Origin of the sequence: Streptacidiphilus monticola (assembly GCF_042658505.1) — a bacterium.
GTDB lineage: Bacteria > Actinomycetota > Actinomycetes > Streptomycetales > Streptomycetaceae > Streptacidiphilus > Streptacidiphilus monticola.
In genome coordinates, this window is the sequence record NZ_JBHSQJ010000083.1 from 44,076 (window position 1) to 58,811 (window position 14,736).

The window sequence follows — 14,736 nt, forward strand, 5'->3', positions numbered from 1 at the left end:
ACCAGGGGCCCGACCGCGATGCGGCCGGGCCCCTGGTGACGGTGCGTCAGGACACCTGGTGTCAGCGGGACTCGATGGGCACGTAGTCCCGGATGACCTCGCCGGTATAGATCTGGCGCGGGCGGCCGATCTTCGTCGCCGGGTCGGTGATCATCTCCTGCCAGTGGGCGATCCAGCCGGGCAGCCGGCCGAGGGCGAACAGCACGGTGAACATGCTGGTCGGGAAGCCCATGGCGCGGTAGATCAGGCCGGTGTAGAAGTCCACGTTCGGGTACAGCCGGCGGGAGACGAAGTAGTCGTCGGTGAGCGCGTGCTGCTCCAGCTTGAGCGCGATGTCGAGCAGCTCGTCGGCCTTGCCCAGCTGGCCGAGGACGTCGTGGGCGGCGGCCTTGATGATCTGCGCGCGCGGGTCGAAGCTCTTGTAGACGCGGTGGCCGAAGCCCATCAGCCGGACGCCGTCCTCCTTGTTCTTCACCTTGCGGATGAAGGCGTCTACGTCGCCGCCGTCGGCCTGGATGCGCTGCAGCATCTCCAGCACGGCCTGGTTGGCGCCGCCGTGCAGGGGGCCCCACAGGGCGTTGATGCCGGCCGAGATGGAGGCGAACAGGTTGGCCTGCGAGGAGCCGACCAGGCGCACGGTGGACGTGGAGCAGTTCTGCTCGTGGTCCGCGTGCAGGATGAGCAGCTTCTCCAGGGCCGCGACCACGACCGGGTTCAGCTCGTAGTCCTCGGCCGGGACGGCGAAGGTCATGCGCAGGAAGTTCTCGACGTAGCCGAGGTCGTTGCGCGGGTAGACGAAGGGGTGGCCCTGGGCCTTCTTGAAGGCGTAGGCGGCTATCGTCGGCAGCTTGGCCAGCAGGCGCACGGAGGAGATGTAGCGCTGCTCGGCCGAGAAGGGGTTGTGGCTGTCCTGGTAGAAGGTCGACAGCGCGCTGACGACCGAGGAGAGCATCGCCATCGGGTGGGCGTCCCGGGGGAAGCCCTGGTAGAAGCGCTTGATGTCCTCGTGCAGCAGCGTGTGCTGCGAGATGTCGTGCTGGAAGGTGCGCAGCTGCTCCGCGTTGGGCAGCTCGCCGTTGATCAGCAGGTAGGCGGTCTCCAGGAAGCTGCCGCGCTCGGCGATCTGCTCGATGGGGTAGCCGCGGTAGCGCAGGATGCCCTGGTCACCGTCGATGTAGGTGATCGCCGACTTGGTGGCCGCGGTGTTGCCGAAACCGTTGTCCAGCGTGGTCAGGCCGGTCTGGCCCAACAGCTTCGAGATGTCGAAGCCGGCATTGCCGACGGTGGCGTCCACCACCGGGTAGTTGTACTCCTCGCCTTTGTAGCGGAGTACTACAGAGTTCTCGCTCACGTCTTCCCTCATCAGCAGCGGAACGGACCGTTCAAGGGGTGCCCTGACTCCCTACTACCATCGCCCATCCGGCCGACTCGCATGCACTCGGGGTGCCCAAGAAGTACCGAAGGCCACAAAGAAACGATCCTCTAGCGTTCAAGTCTCGACAACGGAAGTTACTCCCGCCGCAGTCGATGATCCAAGGCGGTGTGCCTGCGACCTGCCGAGACGGAGCGCACCGCCTGGGCCAGCGCCCGCCGGGAGCCGACCAGTACTACCAACCGCTTCGCCCGGGTCACGGCCGTGTAGAGGAGGTTCCGCTGGAGCATCATCCAGGCGCTGGTGGTGAGCGGAATCACTACGCAGGGATACTCGCTGCCTTGTGAACGGTGGATGGTGACGGCGTAGGCATGGGCCAGTTCGTCCAATTCGTCGAAGTCGTACGGAACGTCCTCGTCCTCGTCCGTGTGCACGGTGAGCCGCTGGTCCTCCAGGTTGATCGCGGTGACCACGCCGACCGTGCCGTTGAAGACCCCGTTGGCGCCTTTGTCGTAGTTGTTGCGGATCTGGGTGACCTTGTCGCCGACCCGGAAGGTGCGGCCGCCGAAGCGGCGCTCGGCGCGGTCCGGGCGAGCCGGGGTGATCGCGCCCTGGAGCAGGGTGTTCAGGTTGCCCGCACCGGCCGGGCCGCGGTGCATCGGGGTGAGCACCTGGACGTCCCGCCCCGGGTCCAGGCCGAAGCGGGCGGGGATGCGGCGGGCGACGACGTCCACGGTGAGGTCGGCGGCGCGCTCGGCGTCCTCCTCGGGGAAGAGGAAGAAGTCGGGCATGCCGTCGGTGATCGGCGGGACGCCCTCGTTGATCCGGTGCGCATTGACGACCACGCCGGACTCCTGGGCCTGCCGGAAGATCCGGGTGAGCCGGACGGCGGGCAGCGGACTGCCGGGGGCGAGCAGGTCCCGCAGCACCTCGCCGGCCCCCACGGAGGGCAGCTGGTCCACATCGCCCACGAGCAGCAGGTGCGCACCGGGGGCGACGGCCTTGGCGAGCTTGTTGGCCAGCAGCACGTCGAGCATGGAGGCCTCGTCGACGACCACCAGGTCGGCGTCGAGCGGCCGGTCGCGGTCGTAGGCGGCGTCCCCGCCGGGCTTGAGCTCCAACAGCCGGTGCACGGTGGCCGCCTCACAGCCCGTCAGCTCCGACAGCCGCTTGGCGGCCCGGCCGGTGGGGGCGGCCAGCACCACCTTGGCCCTGCGGGCCATGGCCAGCGCCACGATGGAGCGGACGGTGAAGGACTTGCCGCAGCCGGGGCCGCCGGTGAGCACCGCCACCTTCTGGGTGAGCGCGAGCCGGACCGCCTGCTCCTGCTCGGGCGCCAACTCGGCCCCGGTGCGCTGGTGCAGCCAGCCGAGGGCACGGTCCCAGTCGACGGTGGCGAAGGCCTCCAGGCGGTCCTCGGGGGCGCGCAGCAACCGCAGCAGCTGACTCGCCAGCGACACCTCGGCACGGTGGAAGGGGACCAGGTAGACGGCGGACAGCTTCTCCGCCGAGGTCTCGGTGGGGGCGGCGTGCTCGGCCGGCAGCTCCTCGCGGACCACGCCCTCCTCGGCCACCAGCTCGGCCAGGCACTCGATCACCAGGCCGATGTCGACGGCCAGCAGCTTCACCGCGTCGGAGATCAGCTGCTCCTCCGGCAGGAAGCAGTGGCCCTGGTCGGCGGACTGCGACAGCGCGTACTGCAGGCCGGCCTTGACCCGCTGCGGGCTGTCCTGCGGGATGCCGACGGCCTGGGCGATCCGGTCGGCCGTCAGGAAGCCGATGCCCCAGACGTCGGACGCGAGCCGGTAGGGCTCGGTGCGCACGACGTCGTTGGACCGGTCCCCGTACTGCTTGTAGATGCGGACGGCCAGGGAGGTGGAGACGCCCACCCCCTGGAGGAAGACCATCACCTCCTTGATGGCCTTCTGCTCCTCCCAGGCCGCGGCGATCATCTTCGTCCGCTTGGGGCCGAGCTTGGGAACCTCGATCAGCCGCCCCGGCTCGGTCTCGATGACCTCCAGCGTCTCCACGCCGAAGTGCCCGACGATGCGCTCGGCCAGCCGCGGCCCGATGCCCTTGATCAGGCCGGAGCCGAGGTAGCGCTGGATGCCCTGGACGGTGGCGGGCAGCACCGTGGTGTAGTTCTCCACCGTGAACTGCCGCCCGTACTGCGGGTGGCTGCCCCAGCGGCCGTGCATCCGCAGCGACTCCCCCGGCTGCGCGCCGAGCAGCGCGCCGACCACGGTGAGCAGCTCGCCGCCGCCGCGGCCGGTGTCGACGCGCGCCACCGTCCAGCCGGTCTCCTCGTTGGCGTACGTGATCCGCTCCAACACGCCCTCGACGGTGGCGAGTTGGAAGGCGCGCTGCTGCGCGGACCGTTGCGCCTCGGACACGGGCACTCCCTTCACGACTCGGGAGCAACGGTAGCGTCCGGCTGCGACAGGCCGACCGGCGCGCAGGATCCCGCGTACGCCCTGCGACCACCCGGTACGCCCTCTTTGCGGTTGCTTTGTCAGACCCCGGTGCAAGGCTGAGACCATCCCGACCCGACCGGGCCGGTTCCGTTCTCCCCCACAGGAGCACACCGTGTTGAGCACCGCGTTTCCCCCGGGTTCGCCGCGCTGGATCGACCTCGGCACGCCGGACCTGAAGGCCACCGTCGACTTCTACACCCAGCTGTTCGGCTGGACGGCCCAGCAGCTCGGCCCCGAGGCCGGCGACTACGGCTTCTTCCACCTCGACGGCCGGATGGCCGCCGCCTACGGCCCGCTCGGCGAGGGCGCCTCCTCCGCCTGGACGGTCTACTTCGGCACGGCCGACGCCGACGCCACCGCCAAGGCCGTCGAGCAGGGCGGCGGCTCCGTCCGGCTCGGTCCGCTGGACGTGATGGAGGAGGGGCGGATGGCACAGTTCACCGACCCGACCGGAGCCGAGTTCGCCATCTGGCAGCCCCGCAACACGCAGGGCCTCGAAGTGGTGAACCAGGCCGGCTCGCTCGGCTGGGTCGAGCTGCACACCTCGGACGCGGCGGCCGCCCGCGCCTTCTACAGCTCGGTCTTCGACTGGAACGCCAGCGACATGCCGATGGGCGCCTTCACCTACACGGTCCTGTCCACCGGCGGCGAGGACGAGTCCTTCGGCGGCCTGATGCCGACCATGCCCGAGGGGCCGCAGCAGAGCCACTGGCTGCCCTACTTCGAGGTGGCCGACTGCGACGCCACCGTGGTCAAGGCGCAGGAGCTGGGCGGCACCGTGCTGCACGGCCCGGACACCCTGGCCGACGTCGGCCGGATGGCGCTGCTGTCGGACCGGCACGGGGCCAAGTTCTCCGTCATCACCAGCGTCGCGCCGTCCTGAGGAATGCCCGGCGCCGTGCGGGCGGTTGAGTCCGAATGCGGCTGGGGCAGCCGCTTCGGACTCTGACGGAGGATCAGTTGAGCCTGTACGACATCCCGCTGCGCACCCTGTCCGGCGAGGCCACCAGCCTGAAGGACTACCAGGGCAAGGCCGTCCTGGTGGTCAACGTCGCCTCCAAGTGCGGGCTGACCCCGCAGTACACCGGCCTGGAGCAACTGCAGCGGCTGTACGCCGAGCGCGGCTTCACCGTGCTGGGCGTACCGAGCAACCAGTTCGCGGGCCAGGAGCCGGGCACGGCCGAGGAGATCCAGACCTTCTGCTCGACCACCTACGGGGTCAGCTTCCCGCTGCTGGAGAAGACGGATGTCAACGGCCCGGAGCGGCACCCGCTCTACGACGTGCTGACCGCCCACCCGGACGCCGAGGGCGCGGCCGGGGACGTGCAGTGGAACTTCGAGAAGTTCCTGATCGGCCGCGACGGCACGGTGGTGGCCCGGTTCCGCCCGCGCACCGAGCCGCAGGCTCCCGAGGTGGTCGAGGCCATCGAGGCCCAGCTCGCCGGCTGAGGACGGCGGTTCGGCACCGGGGGCGGGGTCGGCCCGGGCCAGCGGCCGAGACAGGGCCGGTCCGGGCCTAGGGTGGCCATCATGACTGAGCGAACTGAGGGCATCGTCTTCCGCCGCGCCACCGAGGCGGACCTGCCGGCCATCGTCGCCATGCTCGCGGCCGACTCCCTCGGCGTCGGCCGCGAGAGCCCGGACGATCTCGCCCCCTACCGGGAGGCCTTCGCCCGGGTGGACGCCGACCCGAACCAGCACCTGATCGTGGCCGACCGGGACGGCACCGCCGTGGGCACGATGCAGCTGACCGTGATCCCCGGGCTGAGCCGCAGGGGCGCCACCCGGACGATCGTGGAGGCCGTGCGGGTCCATCCGTCCGAGCGGGGCAACGGCCTGGGCACGCGCTTCATGGAGTACGCCGTGGCCGAGTCCCGGCGGCTCGGCGCCTCACTGGTCCAGCTGACCTCGGACCGCAGCCGGGCCGACGCCCACCGCTTCTACGAGCGGCTCGGCTTCGTCCCGTCCCACATGGGCTTCAAGCTCCAACTGGAGCCCTGAGCACGGCAGTGGGGCCACTCGGCTCAGTCCTCCTCGTGCCTGCGCTGCACGCTGCCGGGCGTGCCGTTGTCACGGTGCCACTCCGCGACGAGTTCGTCCTTGTTGCCGAAGCGGACGAGGTGGCGGCCGACGACGTCCTCCAGGCGGTCCAGGTCCTCGTCCGCGCCCTCCACGGAGAGCAGCAACGCGCCCTCCTCGGCGAGGAGTTCGCCCCGACCGGAGGCGAACACGATGGAGCCCTTGCCGGACTCCTGGTCCCACTCGGTCTCCAGCCGGCGGCCGAGGTGGGAGGCGAGCTGCTTGGCGTACCGGTGCGGGCGGTCGGTCAGGACACGGGCTTCACTGCGGGCCACGGGGGCTCCTCCGTTAGCGTGGGGACACTGGCTCGAACCAGAGCCTACGACATAATGAGCCTAGCTCCCTATTTGTTTCCGAGCAGCAGGAGGAAGCCGTGACCGCCGCGCCCACCGAGGTCGAGCTCGCCGAGGCCGTCATGCGCGCGACCAAGCGGATGCGCAAGGCCACCTTCCACCGGCTCGCCCCCTACGGGATCACCCCCTCACAGGGGCGCGCCCTGTCCGTGATCGCGCACCGGGGACGGAGCCGGCTCAGCCAGGTGGCCGAGCGGCTGCACATCGCGCCGCGCTCCGCGACGACCGTCGTGGACGCGCTGGAGGCGGCCGGGCTGGTCACCCGACTGCCCGACCCGGAGGACCGGCGCGCCGTCCTGCTCGAACTCACCCCGCACGGCGAGGAGACGGTTGCCCGGATCGCCGAGGTACGACAGCAGGTGGCGGAGGAGTACTTCGCCCCGGTCAGCCCCGAGCAGCGGTCCGCGCTGCTCGGACTGCTGCATGCGGCGGAAGCGGCGTACGAGCAGGCACACCCGCACCAGCCGCACCCCCATCCGCACGGGCACCGGCACGACGCGGACTGATCGAGGCCAGGGCGATCCCGCTGATCACCAGCACCGCGGCGGCGGCCTCCGGCAGCGTGATGGCCTCCCCCAGCAGCAGCCAGGCCGACGACATCCCGAAGACCGGCACGAGCAGCGAGAACGGGGCCACCGCCGAGGCCTCGTGATGGCGCATCAGGTAGCCCCAGGCGCCGAAGCCGAAGACGGTCGACACCCAGGCGACGTAGACGACCGCCCCGGCGCCGGTCAGGCTGATGGTGCTCAGCGCGGCCCAGTCCGCCCTCGGCCCCTCGAACAGCAGCGACAGGCCGAGCAGGGGCAGCGGCGGCACGGCGCTCACCCAGACCATCCAGCGCAGCATGTCCTGCGGAGCGGCCTTGCGCGTCAGCACGTTGGACAGACCCCAGGCCACGGCCGCCGCGATCACCAGCGCGAAGGCGCCGGCACTGCCGCCGCCGTGCGAGGCGATCTCGGCGACGGCCGCCAGCGCGATCCCTCCCAGAGCTACGGCGAGCCCCAACAGCCGTCGCCGCGTGGCCTTCTCACGGAGCATCAGCGCCGCGAACACGGCGGTGAACACCGCCTGGCTCTGCAGCACCAGGGAGCTGAGCCCGGCCGGCATGCCCGCGTGCATGCCGATGAACAGCAGTCCGAACTTGACCACGCCCAGCACCAGCCCGACCGCCAGCACCCAGCGCCAGGCGACACGCGGCCGTCCCACGAAGAAGACCGCCGGGACGGCGGCGACGGCGAACCGGAGAGCCGAGAAGAGCAGCGGGGGGAAGTTCTTCAGACCGACGTCGATCACCACGAAGTTGACGCCCCAGACGGCGGCGACGCAGACGGCCAGGGCAAGATGACGGGGCGGCAGGGCGAGGCTTCGGGCAGGTATCCGGGTAGGCATGGTCCGAGCATGGCCCGCACCATCACTTCAGCACCAGCAAATGGTTCTACAGTCGATCATTCATCATTACTGAACTATTGAGCAGCCTCCCGTGGTGCGGCACCGTCAGTTCCCGTTGATGATGCGGTTTATGACGATCCGTTCGCTTTTCACAGCCGGGGCGCTCGCCCTGGCCGCCACGGTCGCCGTCGCCACGGCGGTCCCCGCCTCCGCGTCCACCTCCTTCCAGGGGACCCCGCGCGTGGGCCCCCTGTTCAGCCCCTCGCGGCCGGACCACCACTTCTGCACCGCGTCCGTCGTCGACAGCCCGAACGGCAACCTGCTGGTGACGGCGGCGCACTGCGTGGTGCAGGCGGGCAGCGGCCGCGCCCGCGCCGGACTCACCTTCGCCCCGGGCTTCCACGACGGCGTCCGGCCCTACGGCACCTGGGCCGTCTCCGCCGTCGTCGCGGACAACCGCTGGCTGCGCCACGGCGATCCCGCCTACGACGTCGCCTTTCTGACGGTCCGTCCGCTGCGTGGCGCGCACGGCAGGATCCAGGACGCAGTGGGTGGCGACCGGGTCGCCGTCGACCCCGCCGCGGGGTCCCGCGTCACCGCGGTGGGGTACCCGACCTCGCGCAACCGCCCGGTCCGCTGCACGGCCAGGGACCGTGCCTTCGGCGCGCACCAGCTGCGCCTGGACTGCCCGGGTCTGCCCGGCGGCACCAGCGGCGGTCCGTTCCTCGAAGGCGCCACGATCGTCGGCGTGATCGGCGGCTACCAGGAGGGCGGCGCGACCGCCGACGTGTCCTACTCCAGCTACTTCGGCCCGGCGATCCAGGCCGTCTACCGGGCCGCCCGCCGCCTCCGCTGAGGCCGGCGGCCCGCTCCCGCACTCGGCGGGGTGGCGTCTAGCCTGTCGGCATGATGGATCTGGGGAGGTTGCGGGCGCTGCACGCGGTGGCGGTGCACGGGTCGGTGGGGCGCGCGGCGGCGGCGCTCGGGTACACCCCTTCGGCGATCTCGCAGCAGATCACCAAGCTGGAGCGGGAGACCCGCACCCCGCTGCTGGAGAAGCGCGGCCGCGGGGTGGTGCTCACCGACGCGGCCCAGGCGCTCGCCGACTCCGCGCGGCAGATCCTGGCGCTGGTGGAGCAGGCCGAGGTGGAACTGGAGCAGCAGCGCGGCACCGTCAGCGGACGGCTCTTCCTGGCGGCCTTCGCCACCGCCGCCCGCGGCCTGCTGCCCGGCGTGCTGGCCGACCTCTCGGCCCGCTTCCCGGAACTGGAGCTTCGACTGCTGGAGAGCGACCCCTATCTGATGGCCGACATGGTCGCCCGGGGCGAGGTGGACCTCGCCGTGGTCCAGGACTGGGCGAACACGCCCCTCTCCGTCCCCGAGGGGGTCGCCAAGCAGCCGTTGGGGCTGGACGTGGTGGACCTGCTGATGCACCGTCAGCACCCGCTCGCGGAGCTGGCCGAGGTGCCGGTGGAGAAGCTCTCCGGCCAGCGCTGGATCTCCATTCCGCCCGGCAACATCTGCTACGACTGGCTGGTCCGCACCATGCGCGAGGTGGGCGAGGACCCCGACATCCGGTACCAGGTGGGTGAGTTCGAGACCCAGATCGCGCTGATCGCGAGCGGTCTCGGCCTGGGCCTGGTGCCCCGGCTCGGCCGCGGCGCGCTGCCGCCCGACGTGGTCGCCCGGCCCGTGGTGCCCGAGCCGCACCGCCGGGTCTTCGCGCTCTGGCGCGCGCACGCGAGCCGCCGTCCGGCCATCACCGCGGCGCTGGAGTCGCTGCGCGCCCACTGGCCCGCCCGCGACTCCGCCCCGGAGCCGCTGCCGCTCTGACGTCCCGTCAGCCGGGATGTCCCCTCGTTCCCGGCGAGGCCGCCCGCCGGCTCAGGACGCGAGTCCGACGACGACCCACATCAGACCCGCGCCCAGCACGGTGCAGACGAGGGTGGAGCGCGACGGGTGCGGGCTGTGCGCCTCGGGCAGGATGTCGGAGGTCGCCAGGTACATCAGGAAGCCGGCGAAGAAGCCCAGGTAGAGCCCGACGACATGCTCGGGGATGGTCACCAGCACGGTGATCAGCGCGCCCACGACCGGGGCTATCGCGTCCAGCCCGAGCAGCAGCAGGGCCCGCCGCCGGTCGTTCCCGTACAGGCGGGTGATCGTGTACGTGTTGAAGCCGTCCGCGAAGTCGTGCGCGAGCACGGCGACGGCGACGACGGTGCCGAAGGAGGTGCCCGCCTGGAAGGCGGCGCCGATCGCGAAGCCGTCCATGGTGCTGTGGACGCACAGCCCGGCCGCCGCACCGATGCCGAGCTTGCCGGTCCGCCCGTTCACCTGCAGGTGCTGGTGACCGTGCTCGTGATGCGCGTACTCCGCCTCGTGCGCCCGGTGGACCGCGACCGACCGCTCGACGACGTGCAGCGCCAGGAAGCCGGCCACGAACATCAGCAGGGCCTGCGGGACGCCGAACAGCTTGCCCCCTGCCGCGTCCAGCGACTCGGGCACGAGGTCGAAGGCGACGACGCCGAGCATCAGCCCGGCCGCGAGGCCCAGCAGCAGATGCCGGCGGTCGCCGACCTTTCCGGCGGCGAGGCCGCCCAGCAGGGTCATCACGAAGGCCCCAGCGGCCACCAGTACCGGCATTACCGCAAGCTCGCTCTCTTCAGGAGGATCGATCGGTAATGATAATTCTTGTCGATAAGCTCTTGTTCCCCGGCCCCCGCGCGAGCTGCCGGAAACGAGGAAGGGCGGCGGCGCCCTGCCCAGTCGCCACCGCCCTGAAGCGCCCAACCCTCGGCGCCCTCGAGACCATGCTGTCCCCCGATGCACCTGTGCGCCCCCGGAAATGCTCCGTCCGGGGCGCACGACCCCTACTGCCCGTCAGTTGTCGTGCGTAGGCTGACCCTTCATGCGGGCGGAACTGCCGGAGGGACGATTTCCGGCCGGGACGCTGCGGTTTCTTGTCATGGGCGCAGCAGCAGTCCTGCTGCTGGTCGGCCTCGCGGCCTGCGGCCAGCACCGGCTGATCGTCCGCACGGCCGCTCCGGCGGCGGCGCCAGGGTCGGCGTCCCCGTCACCGACGCAGGGGCGGGCGGGCGCGGTGGCCGGGACACCTGTCGCCCCGGGCGCGAGCGCCACGGCGGGGGCCGGGACGCGCGGCGGGCGCGGGGCGCGCGGCGCCGCTCCGTCACGGTCCCCCAAGGCGGCAGGAGCGAGCGCGTCGTCGGCGAGCGGTCCGCTGCTGCGGACGGGAGGCTGCGTCACGGACGGGAAGCACGGCTACCGTCCCGTCCCGTGCTCGTCGGCCTCGGCCTATGCCCGGGTGATCAGCCGCCGTGCCGTCTGCCCCGAGGGGACCGACCTGCGCATCGCCATCCGGCGCGGCGACGCCGACGCGGGGACGGCGTGCCTGCGCAAGCTGCACGGTCCGCACCCGGGCGACCCCGGCGGGGGCGGCGGCACGCTGATCCAGGTCGGTGACTGCGTCTACGTCACGCCGGACGGCATCGCCCGGGAGACGGCGTGCGCGTCGCGGGGCGGGGCGAACCCGCATCCCCCGCAGTTTCGCGTGACCGCGCTGGTCACCAGCCCCGCGGGCTGCCCGGAGGGCAGCGACGGGTGGATCGTGCTGACGCCGCCTCAGCAGGGCTTCGCCTGCGTCTCCCGCCTGCGGGGCGCAAGCCCCGCCCCCCAGGACGGCAACAGCCGAGGCAACTGAGCACGCCCGGCCGCCCGGGGCCGGAGGCCCCCACAGGGGCGCGAGGATCCCCCACCCTCCCCCAGCCTTCGGCGGGGCCCCCACGGCGGGAGGTGCCCCCACCGCGAGCAACACACCACTCGGGGAGGTCCGCCCCGTAGCGCGAGAACACACCACTCGGGGAGGTCCGTCCTCATGGAACGGGTCGGACCTCCCCGAGTGGTGTGTTGCTCGCGCAGTTCCTCGCGCCCCTGACGGGGCTGCTCAGCGTTCGTCGGCTTCCGAGTAGACCTGCCACAGCTCGGGCGCGCCGTCCTGGGCCCAGCTCTCGCCGACCGCGACCACGTCCAGCTCCCGGCCGGAGGCCAGGCGGATGACCGGGCGGCCGTCGCCCAGCAGCGTCCACGCCGTGCCCGGGACCGTCCGGACGATCACCGTGCCGAGGTACAGGCCCGCGTCGTGGCCCAGCTCCGCGGACCGTTCCGGGTCGTCGCGCCACTCCGGCAGGACCTGGTCCAGCGCCGCCAGGGAGGCGGGGGTGTCGTCCGCCGTGACGCCCTCCGCCGCCGCCTGTTCGCGCAGCAGCGCGCACTCGGAGAGCATCTCCGCGAGCGTTCCGGCGTCCGCCGGGGAGAGTTCGCCCCGCCCGCCGTCCGGTCCGGGCTGCCGGTGCCGCCATCGGTCCAGGAACGCGAATCCACCCATGGCCTCAGCCTGACACCGAATCAGGTCAGCCGCCCAGTTCCAGGCCCAGGTGTTCGCGGACCAGGGCCCGCAGTTCGCCACCATCGATCAGGCGGACGCCGGGCAGTTCCGCGGCGGCGAGGACCGCTCGGGGGTGGAAGCTGCCGGTCGTCGCCCAGATCCCGACCGCGGCCTGCTCCTCCGCGACCACCTCCGCCACCGTCCGGACCGCGTCCGCGCCGACCACCGCGGGACGCCGGGCCACGCAGACGACGTGGGCCTCCTCGGTGAACGCCCGGCCGTCGCCGTAGCCCGTGGCGAGTACGCCGTCGCGGCCGACCAGCCTCGGATCCCAGTCGTCGAGCCCCATCGCCTCGAACAACTCGGCTGCCAGGCCCGCGAATTCACCCGGCGACAGGTCCTCGGGCGCCGGGGCCGTGCGGCCGCCGACCGCGTAGGGGGGCACCGGCAGGGGCGCCAGTGGCTTGCCGCTCAGCACGTGGGGCAGGTCACGCAGGCGCTCCAGCGCGTCCGCGTCGCGCTCGGGCAGCAGGTCGCGGGCGTACAGGTCCTCGCGGCGGGCGTCCACGCTGACGACCGTCACCTCGCCGGACTCGGCGGTGACCACCCGCCCGTTCAGGACCACGCCGTCCAGGCGGGACTCGGTGTCCGCGGCGAGCAGGGCGTCCAGTGCCCGCAGCACCAGGCGGGCCAGCACCGTCAGGTAACGGTGCGTCAACTCCGCCTCGGGGCGCGGCACCGGCTGCACCCCGCCGCCGTCCTCGTCGGCGGCGACGCGGAACTCCAGCGCCGGGGGCACGATCCCCGGCCCGGGCAGGGCCAGGTCCACCACGGCCGTTCGGGTCAGCGGCCGGTAGGCGACCCGTGCCGCGACGTCCACGCCGGGCAGCCGGCCGGCGCCGGCCAGAGCGCGCTCCAGGACCGACTCGACGGCCTCGGGCTCGCCGCGCTCGTAGGAGCGGCGGTACTCGGCCAGCCGCTCGTTGTACTCGCGGACGCTGCGCGCCCGCTCCTGCTCCTCGCGCTCGTAGGCGAGCCGGACCTCCTCGGCCCGCTCGCGCAGTTCGCGCTCCTGCTCGCGGTACTCGCGCAGGGCGCGCTGGTGGCGCAGCCGGGCCTCCGCGAGCTTGTGCTGGTACGCGGGGTCCAGCAGCGCCCGGCCTGGTGAGTCCTCGGGGCCGAGCACCGCCTCGGGCTCGTAGTCGGACCAGCGCGGCGGCTCGACGTGCACCGCCGCGGGCAGGGCGCGCGGCACGTAGTCGCGGCGCAGCGCGTCGAAGTCGACGGCGGGCGCCGGCTCGGCGGCGAGCCGCAGCAGCTCGTCCACCCGCGCCTCGGCCTCGGCGGCCACCGCCCCGTACTGCCGCGCCAGTTCCGCCCGACGACTCCCCGCCACGCTCACCCACCCCGCCCGCTCACCCGTCCCCCGAACGGGGTCAGTTTCTCACTGGTCGTCAGCGTAGGGGCAGAACAGCGCCGGGTCCGGGAGAACTGGCCGCGCGCTCGGCGCCAGGCTGCGGTGACATGGGTGCATGGACGCCGTGCAGCGCAGCATCGACGCACCCGCCGAGGCGGAGGGCGGGATGCCCGCGTGGGCGGTGCGGTGGATGCTGCCGGTGCCCTGGCTGCTGATCGTGGCCGCGGTCCTGCTGGAATGGCTCACACCGGCGGCGTACAGCTATCTGACGCTGATCGCCGCGGCCACCCCGCTGGCGGCGCTGGTCCACCGACCGTCGGTCACGGTGCTGGCGGCGCTCACCTCCGTGGCCACGATGGTGGGGCTCGAGCTGTGGCTGGGCGACGGCTTCAGCCGCCACTTCGCGGTGGACCTGGCCACCACCGTCGTGCTCGCCGCCACCGCGGTGACCTTCGCGTTCACCCGGGACCGGGCCCGGCGGCTGCTGCACCGGGTGCGGGCCGTGGGCGAGGCGGCGCAGCTGGCGCTGCTGCGCCCGCTGCCCGACCGGCTGGGCCCGGTGCGGCTCGCCGGCTTCTACCGGGCCGCGGACGCCGAAGCCCTGGTGGGCGGCGACCTCTACGCCGCCGTGGGCACCCCCTGGGGCATCCGGGTCGTGGTGGGCGATGTGCGCGGCAAGGGCAACGGGGCGGTGGTGACGGTGGCCACCGTCCTGAGCACCTTCCGCGAGGCGGCGCAGGTGCAGCCGACCCTGAGTGGGATCGCGGCACGGATCGACCGGGCGCTGGCCCTGGACCAGAGCGATCTCGGCGACGGCGAGCTGTTCGCGACCGCGGTGCTGCTGGAGTTCCCCCTGGACCGGCAGGCGGTCCGGGTGCTCAACCGGGGGCATGTCCCGCCGCTGCTGCTGGACGGGTCGGGGGTGCACACCCTGGAGGCGCCGTTCGCGCTGCCGCTGGGCCTGGCGGAGCTGGCGCCGGAGGCGGAGGCCGAGTGCGCCCACCCGCTGACCGACCGTCAGGTCCTGCTCGCCTTCACCGACGGCGTCACCGAGGCCCGCGGCCGGGACGGCACGTTCTACCCGCTGTCCGAGCGGCTGGCCGCGCACGAATTCGCCGGTCCCGCCGCGGCCGTCTCCTTCGTGCGGCGGGACGTGGCCCGGTGGACCACCTGCACCCGCGACGACATGGTCGTCCTCGGCCTCCAGCGCACCCGCGGAGCCTGACGCGGCGTCAGGCTCCGCCGTCGGA

Annotated in this window: 14 protein-coding genes and 1 pseudogene; 8 read left to right on the forward strand and 7 right to left on the reverse strand. The window is 72.6% G+C overall.

Annotation, left to right across the window (positions count from 1 at the left end; all coding sequences use genetic code 11):
• Nucleotides 1–61 precede the first annotated feature (61 nt).
• Together ACFP3V_RS20195 and recD2 are read right to left on the reverse strand one after the other, a co-directional pair.
• Nucleotides 62–1,363 (reverse strand): citrate synthase, encoded by a 1,302-nt coding sequence (locus ACFP3V_RS20195; protein WP_380585396.1) that lies wholly within the window; start codon nt 1,361–1,363, stop codon nt 62–64.
• 146 nt (nt 1,364–1,509) lie between these two features.
• Nucleotides 1,510–3,765, reverse strand: coding sequence for an SF1B family DNA helicase RecD2 (gene recD2 / locus ACFP3V_RS20200; RefSeq protein WP_380585398.1), 2,256 nt, complete (start codon nt 3,763–3,765; stop codon nt 1,510–1,512).
• A 193-nt stretch (nt 3,766–3,958) separates the two neighbouring features.
• On the opposite strand from recD2, the gene ACFP3V_RS20205 reads away from it, so the two are divergent.
• From ACFP3V_RS20205 to ACFP3V_RS20215, 3 genes are all read left to right on the forward strand, one after another.
• On the forward strand, nt 3,959–4,729 hold the full coding sequence (locus ACFP3V_RS20205) for a VOC family protein (protein WP_380585400.1): 771 nt from the start codon (nt 3,959–3,961) through the stop codon (nt 4,727–4,729).
• Between the two features lie 77 nt (nt 4,730–4,806).
• Nucleotides 4,807–5,295 (forward strand): glutathione peroxidase, encoded by a 489-nt coding sequence (locus ACFP3V_RS20210; RefSeq protein ID WP_380585402.1) that lies wholly within the window; start codon nt 4,807–4,809, stop codon nt 5,293–5,295.
• Between the two features lie 81 nt (nt 5,296–5,376).
• Nucleotides 5,377–5,847 (forward strand): GNAT family N-acetyltransferase, encoded by a 471-nt coding sequence (locus tag ACFP3V_RS20215; RefSeq protein ID WP_380585404.1) that lies wholly within the window; start codon nt 5,377–5,379, stop codon nt 5,845–5,847.
• 23 nt (nt 5,848–5,870) lie between these two features.
• Here the strand turns inward: ACFP3V_RS20215 and ACFP3V_RS20220 are convergent, their stop codons facing one another.
• Nucleotides 5,871–6,200: a DUF2218 domain-containing protein gene (locus ACFP3V_RS20220; RefSeq protein ID WP_380585405.1), complete on the reverse strand. Its 330-nt coding sequence runs from the start codon at nt 6,198–6,200 to the stop codon at nt 5,871–5,873.
• 158 nt (nt 6,201–6,358) lie between these two features.
• On the opposite strand from ACFP3V_RS20220, the pseudogene ACFP3V_RS20225 reads away from it, so the two are divergent.
• A pseudogene (locus ACFP3V_RS20225) lies at nt 6,359–6,586 on the forward strand (MarR family winged helix-turn-helix transcriptional regulator); the annotation flags it as partial.
• 76 nt (nt 6,587–6,662) lie between these two features.
• Here ACFP3V_RS20225 and ACFP3V_RS20230 read toward each other — a convergent pair.
• Entirely contained in the window at nt 6,663–7,634 is a 972-nt protein-coding gene (locus ACFP3V_RS20230) for an EamA family transporter (RefSeq protein WP_417774522.1), read from the reverse strand.
• A 163-nt stretch (nt 7,635–7,797) separates the two neighbouring features.
• Here ACFP3V_RS20230 and ACFP3V_RS20235 point away from each other — a divergent pair, with 163 nt between their 5' ends.
• Together ACFP3V_RS20235 and ACFP3V_RS20240 are read left to right on the forward strand one after the other, a co-directional pair.
• Nucleotides 7,798–8,523 (forward strand): trypsin-like serine peptidase, encoded by a 726-nt coding sequence (locus ACFP3V_RS20235; RefSeq protein WP_380585409.1) that lies wholly within the window; start codon nt 7,798–7,800, stop codon nt 8,521–8,523.
• Between the two features lie 50 nt (nt 8,524–8,573).
• The gene (locus tag ACFP3V_RS20240; protein WP_380585411.1) at nt 8,574–9,500 is read left to right on the forward strand and encodes a LysR family transcriptional regulator; all 927 of its coding nucleotides are present in this window, start codon (nt 8,574–8,576) and stop codon (nt 9,498–9,500) included.
• Between the two features lie 51 nt (nt 9,501–9,551).
• Here the strand turns inward: ACFP3V_RS20240 and ACFP3V_RS20245 are convergent, their stop codons facing one another.
• The gene (locus tag ACFP3V_RS20245) at nt 9,552–10,310 is read right to left on the reverse strand and encodes a ZIP family metal transporter (protein WP_380585413.1); all 759 of its coding nucleotides are present in this window, start codon (nt 10,308–10,310) and stop codon (nt 9,552–9,554) included.
• Nucleotides 10,311–10,632: 322 nt separating this feature from the next.
• Between ACFP3V_RS20245 and ACFP3V_RS20250 the strand changes: the two genes are divergently transcribed.
• Nucleotides 10,633–11,385, forward strand: coding sequence for a hypothetical protein (locus ACFP3V_RS20250; protein ID WP_380585415.1), 753 nt, complete (start codon nt 10,633–10,635; stop codon nt 11,383–11,385).
• A gap of 243 nt (nt 11,386–11,628) precedes the next feature.
• Here ACFP3V_RS20250 and ACFP3V_RS20255 read toward each other — a convergent pair whose 3' ends face one another.
• Complete coding sequence (locus tag ACFP3V_RS20255) at nt 11,629–12,069, reverse strand: DUF6278 family protein (protein ID WP_380585417.1); 441 nt, start codon at nt 12,067–12,069, stop codon at nt 11,629–11,631.
• Between the two features lie 25 nt (nt 12,070–12,094).
• A complete protein-coding gene (locus ACFP3V_RS20260) occupies nt 12,095–13,465 on the reverse strand; it encodes a restriction endonuclease (protein ID WP_380585419.1) in 1,371 nt (456 codons plus the stop codon).
• A gap of 136 nt (nt 13,466–13,601) precedes the next feature.
• Between ACFP3V_RS20260 and ACFP3V_RS20265 the strand changes: the two genes are divergently transcribed.
• A complete protein-coding gene (locus ACFP3V_RS20265; RefSeq protein ID WP_380585420.1) occupies nt 13,602–14,711 on the forward strand; it encodes a PP2C family protein-serine/threonine phosphatase in 1,110 nt (369 codons plus the stop codon).
• Nucleotides 14,712–14,736: the final 25 nt, after the last annotated feature.